This window comes from Dubosiella newyorkensis (assembly GCF_001945605.1).
Taxonomy (GTDB): Bacteria; Bacillota_I; Bacilli_A; order Erysipelotrichales; family Erysipelotrichaceae; genus Dubosiella; species Dubosiella newyorkensis.
On sequence record NZ_MPKA01000035.1, the window covers coordinates 1 to 4,594 of the forward strand.

Genomic DNA, 4,594 nt, shown 5'->3' on the forward strand with positions numbered 1-4,594 from the left:
TTGGCGATGCAGACATCGATGTATTTGGCCAATTCGCTCATGACTTCTTTGGCTTTGGCTTTGCTCCAGAGCTTGTTGCGGTAGTTCAGATCGCAAGAGATCTTCACCCCGTGCTCTTTGGCTTTTTTGCACGCTTCCAATGTGATTTCTGCCACATTGTCGTTGAGGGCTGGCGTGATGCCCGTGAAGTGGAACCATTTCGCGTCTTTGAAGATCGCGTCCCAGTCGAAGTCTTCCTTCTTGGCAAGGGCGATCGAAGAATCGGCCCGGTCATAGATGACTTTGCTTGGTCTTTGGCTCGCTCCCTTTTCCAGGAAGTAGATCCCAAGACGGTTTCCGCTGCGGTTGATGTAGTCGGTCAGCACTCCATAGCGTCTCAAGGAATTGAGAGCGGCCTGTCCGATCTCGTGAGCAGGAAGAGCGGAGACAAAGTAAGCGTCGTGTCCATAGTTGGCAAGCGATACGGCGACGTTGGCTTCTCCCCCTCCGTATGTTGCTCCAAAGCTGTCGGCCTGCACGAAGCGAGTGTATCCTTGCGGAGCAAGACGGAGCATCAATTCTCCGAATGTGATTACTTTCTTTTTCATTGTATTAACGTACCTCTTTTAAAAGCGCTACGGCTTTTTTTGTTTCTTCTGCGATCTTCGCAAAATCGCGTTGTTCGATCCATTCTTTTTTGACCATCCAGCTTCCGCCTACACATAAGATCTTTTCGTAGGCAAGATAGTCTTTCATGTTTTTTGGCCCGATCCCACCTGTTGGCATGAAGGTCATCATGTTGTAAGGGGCTGCGATCGCTTTGATCATTGCTAGTCCGCCAGCTTGTTCGGCTGGGAAGAATTTAACGACATCCACGCCAAGTTTATATGCGGCTTGCACATCGGTTGGTGTTGAAGTGCCTGGCAAGATCGGGATATTGTGTTCTAAACAATATTTTGTGATTTCGGCATCGAAAGCTGGCGTCACGATAAATTGAGCGCCCGCGTTGATCGCTTCGTCGACTTGAGAGACTTTAAGGATCGTTCCAGCGCCTACGAGCATGTCTGGGCATGCTTGTTTCATGGCGCTGATCGATTCGCGGGCCGCCTTTGTGCGGAAAGTGACTTCAGCGACTGGAAGACCTCCTTCTTCTAGGGCTTTAGCAAGTGGCGCAGCATCTTGGACGTGTTCGAGAACGACGACTGGGACTACGCCAAATGATTTTAATTGTTCAAGTAATGTTGTATTCATTTGAATTTCCTTTTTGATTTATTTTGAAACGACTTCGTGCAAAGTTTGTCGAATCGCTCCTGGTTTTTCGTTCATTTCGTTGAATAGGGCAACGACTTTGTCGGCAAGACCGTATTCGATCAAATTGATTCCGAAGACTTTTTCGTTTTCTAGAATTGGACGAAGTTGTTCGACATTGACTTTTTGTCCTAATTGGATATTTTGAACAAGCGGAACAAGCTCGTCTAAGAGTGGGTCGGCGCTTGCTTCAAAGGCAGTTCCTTCGTCATTGATTTGCATCAAATAACGGATCCATCCAGCAAATACGAGTGGGATCGCTTCTAGATCATTGAGATCGAGTGTTTCATCTTTTGCGTAAGATTTGATCGTTTCTCCATAGCGTACAGAGAGTTTTTGGCTCGTGTCTGTCGCGATCCGTTGTGGCGCATCGGGCATGAACGGGTTTGGAAAACGAACTTCGATCACGGTATCGATGAATTCTTTTGGATCAAGGATGCCTGGGTTTGTCACGACTGGAAGACCTTCTTGATAGCCGATCTTTTTGATCAAGTTGACTAAGTCTTCGTCTTTCATTTCTTCGCTGATACGATCATAACCAAGAAGACATCCAAAAATGGCAAGTGCTGTATGGAGAGGGTTCAGGCAAGTTGTTACTTTCATCGTTTCAACTTTATTGACAGTCTCTCGATCTGTAAAGATCAAGCCGCCTTTTTCAAGAGGGGGACGCCCGTTCGGGAATTTGTCTTCGATGACTAAGTATTGGGTTTCTTCTGCGTTTACAAATGGAGCGACAAAAGATCCACGGTCTGTTTGGAACGGTTCGATGTCTTCGATTCCATCTTTTTTGAAGATTTCGCCGATCGCATCGTCGGGGCGTGGCGTGATCTTGTCGATCATCGACCAAGGGAAGCTAACTGTATTCTCGTCCGAAAGATATTGTACGAATTCAGAAGGGACGAAGCCTTTTTCTTCCCATGCTTTGGCGTAAGGAAGAATCGCACTTTTGAGAATGTCTCCATTGTGCGAGCAGTTGTCCATGCTCACCATCGCGATTGGGTATTTACTGGCATGGAAGCGTTCCAACAGCAAAGCGACTACTTTTCCCATATAGCTTTTTGGAGCGGCTGGTCCGTAGTTGAAATCTTCTTGAACGGCTGGAAGCAGTTCATTGTTGGCGTTCGTGAGCGAGTATCCTTTTTCGGTGATCGTAAAGGAAGCCATTTGCAGGCTTGGGTTGCGGAAGATTTCTTTGAGTCGATTGAATTCTTCTTCGTGTTCACAAGAGAGAAGGTCGGCTTCGGCGATCGATCCGATCACGACTTTATCGGCTGTTCCATCGGATTTTAAAGTCGCCAATAGGGCGAGCGTATCGTGTTCGCGGCTGTTTTGGAGGATCTTCGTATCGAATCCTTCGACTGCGATGATTCCTTTGTCCATGATGCCTTCGTTCAATAATGTTTCTACGACGTTGGCTTGAAAAGCTTTGAATAAGTTTCCGGCTCCGAAATGGATCCATTCTGGATTGGCTTGTGTTCTTTCGACCATGGCTTCACGATCGTAGCTAGGAAGCTGATAGTCGGCATTGAGCCAAGCGTCTTTTTGTTTGATTCCTTCGTTTGTTAGTTTCATGATTATCCTCGCTTTTCGTTTTTGTCGATCGCTTCCCACAATCCTAGAATGTAGGTTGCTCCAAGTGCGCGGTCATACAATCCATAGCCTGGCATTCCTACTTCGTTCCAGATCATGCGTCCGTGGTCTGGGCGGATCGGTCCATCGAAGTTGATGTCATGAAGCGCTTTGACGATTTCGTACATGTCAAATGTTCCGCATTGGCTAGGATGTGGTGCTTCTTCAAAGTCAAGTGGTGTGATGCTGTTGAACTTCAAGTTTCTTACATGGGCAAAGTGGATACGGCCTGGCAATGAGCGGATCATTTCTGGCAGGTCGTTTTTGAGGTTCGTTCCATAAGAACCAGCGCAGAACGTAACTCCGTTGTGTGGATTGTCTACGGCTTTCATCACACGTTGGATCCCTTCTTTTGAATTGATGATGCGAGGGAGTCCAAAAATTGGCCAAGCTGGATCATCTGGATGGATCGCCATGTTGATGTCGTATTCATTGCATACTGGCATGATACGTTCAAGGAAATAGACGAGGTTATCAAAGAGTTTTTCAGCATCTACATCTTTATAGAGGGCGAATAGTTCTTTGATTTTTTCCATTCGTTCTGGTTCCCATCCTGGCATTACAGTACCGTTCATATCGGATGCGATCGATTCGAACATTTTTTCTGGGTTCATGTTGTCTACTGTTTCTTGGTTGTAGGCTAACGCAGTCGAACCATCTTCTAAAACACGAGCGAGTTCAGTACGTGTCCAGTCGAATACTGGCATGAAGTTATAGCAAACGAGATGAATACCTTCTTCTCCTAAGTTCTTTAATGTTTCGATATAAGCGTCGATATATTGATCACGGTCTTCGCTTCCAATCTTGATCGAATCGTGTACGTTGACAGATTCAATTCCGGAAAGGTTTAATCCGTGTTCTTCAACGTAGTTTTTTAAGTTACGGATCTCTTCACGCGTCCAAACTTCTCCTGGCATTTTGTCATAGAGAGTTGTGATCACTCCAGTGACTCCTGGAATTTGGCGAATTTGTTCTAAAGAAATCGTATCATGGCCTGGGCCATACCATCTTAATGTCATTTCCATATATATTAACCTCCGTTAAGCGTTTGGTTGCGCTTTCATTACGCTATTAGTATAGTTAAGTCTTTTCTTGGATGAAATTGCGGAATTTGTTTTTGACATTGCTTTTTTTGTTTTTCACGTCTCGAAAGGGAAATATCTTAAAATATCCTTTATATAATGGGAAGTAGTGTGTCTGAATTGTGGTGATTTCTTGGGTAAAAAAAGTGATTTTAGAAGCAAAAAGAACAAGTATCGCAATGATATATAAGAAGTATTATCTTTTCTAAAACGCCCTATCTTAATGCGATGAATAAAGAAAAAAATAGAATAGCATCTGAATCTGCACTTATAATCACTCCGTGATTTAATTAAATATTAAAAGTTTTAAAAATTGTTTATCGACAGGCAAAATCAATCTGTCGTTTAAAAATATTGAAAAATAATCAAAATAACGGTTGACAGATAGTTAAAAAAGAAGTATGATAAGCAAGCGTTGAGAAAGACGCAGGACATACGAACTTCATAGATCCATCCACAAGAAAAAAATCAAATTTCTTCTTGACGGAAAGGGATCAGGAGGAGTAGTATAAACAAGCTGTTGAGGTTTCTCCTCAATCTGTCCTCTAAAAATATTCAAAAAATATTGAAAAAAGTGTTGACAGAACAGTTCATTC

The 4,594-nt window shown here is 43.9% G+C and carries 4 protein-coding genes; all 4 read right to left on the reverse strand.

Annotated elements, in window-relative coordinates; all coding sequences use genetic code 11:
• Positions 1–587: sugar kinase (locus BO225_RS01215; RefSeq protein ID WP_143356720.1), on the reverse strand; the 587-nt coding region annotated here is incomplete at its 3' end.
• Between the two features lie 4 nt (positions 588–591).
• Entirely contained in the window at positions 592–1,230 is a 639-nt protein-coding gene (locus BO225_RS01220) for a bifunctional 4-hydroxy-2-oxoglutarate aldolase/2-dehydro-3-deoxy-phosphogluconate aldolase (RefSeq protein WP_076340469.1), read from the reverse strand.
• 18 nt (positions 1,231–1,248) lie between these two features.
• A complete protein-coding gene (locus tag BO225_RS01225; RefSeq protein WP_076340470.1) occupies positions 1,249–2,859 on the reverse strand; it encodes a mannitol dehydrogenase family protein in 1,611 nt (536 codons plus the stop codon).
• 2 nt (positions 2,860–2,861) lie between these two features.
• Positions 2,862–3,941: a mannonate dehydratase gene (gene uxuA / locus BO225_RS01230; RefSeq protein WP_076340471.1), complete on the reverse strand. Its 1,080-nt coding sequence runs from the start codon at positions 3,939–3,941 to the stop codon at positions 2,862–2,864.
• Positions 3,942–4,594: the final 653 nt, after the last annotated feature.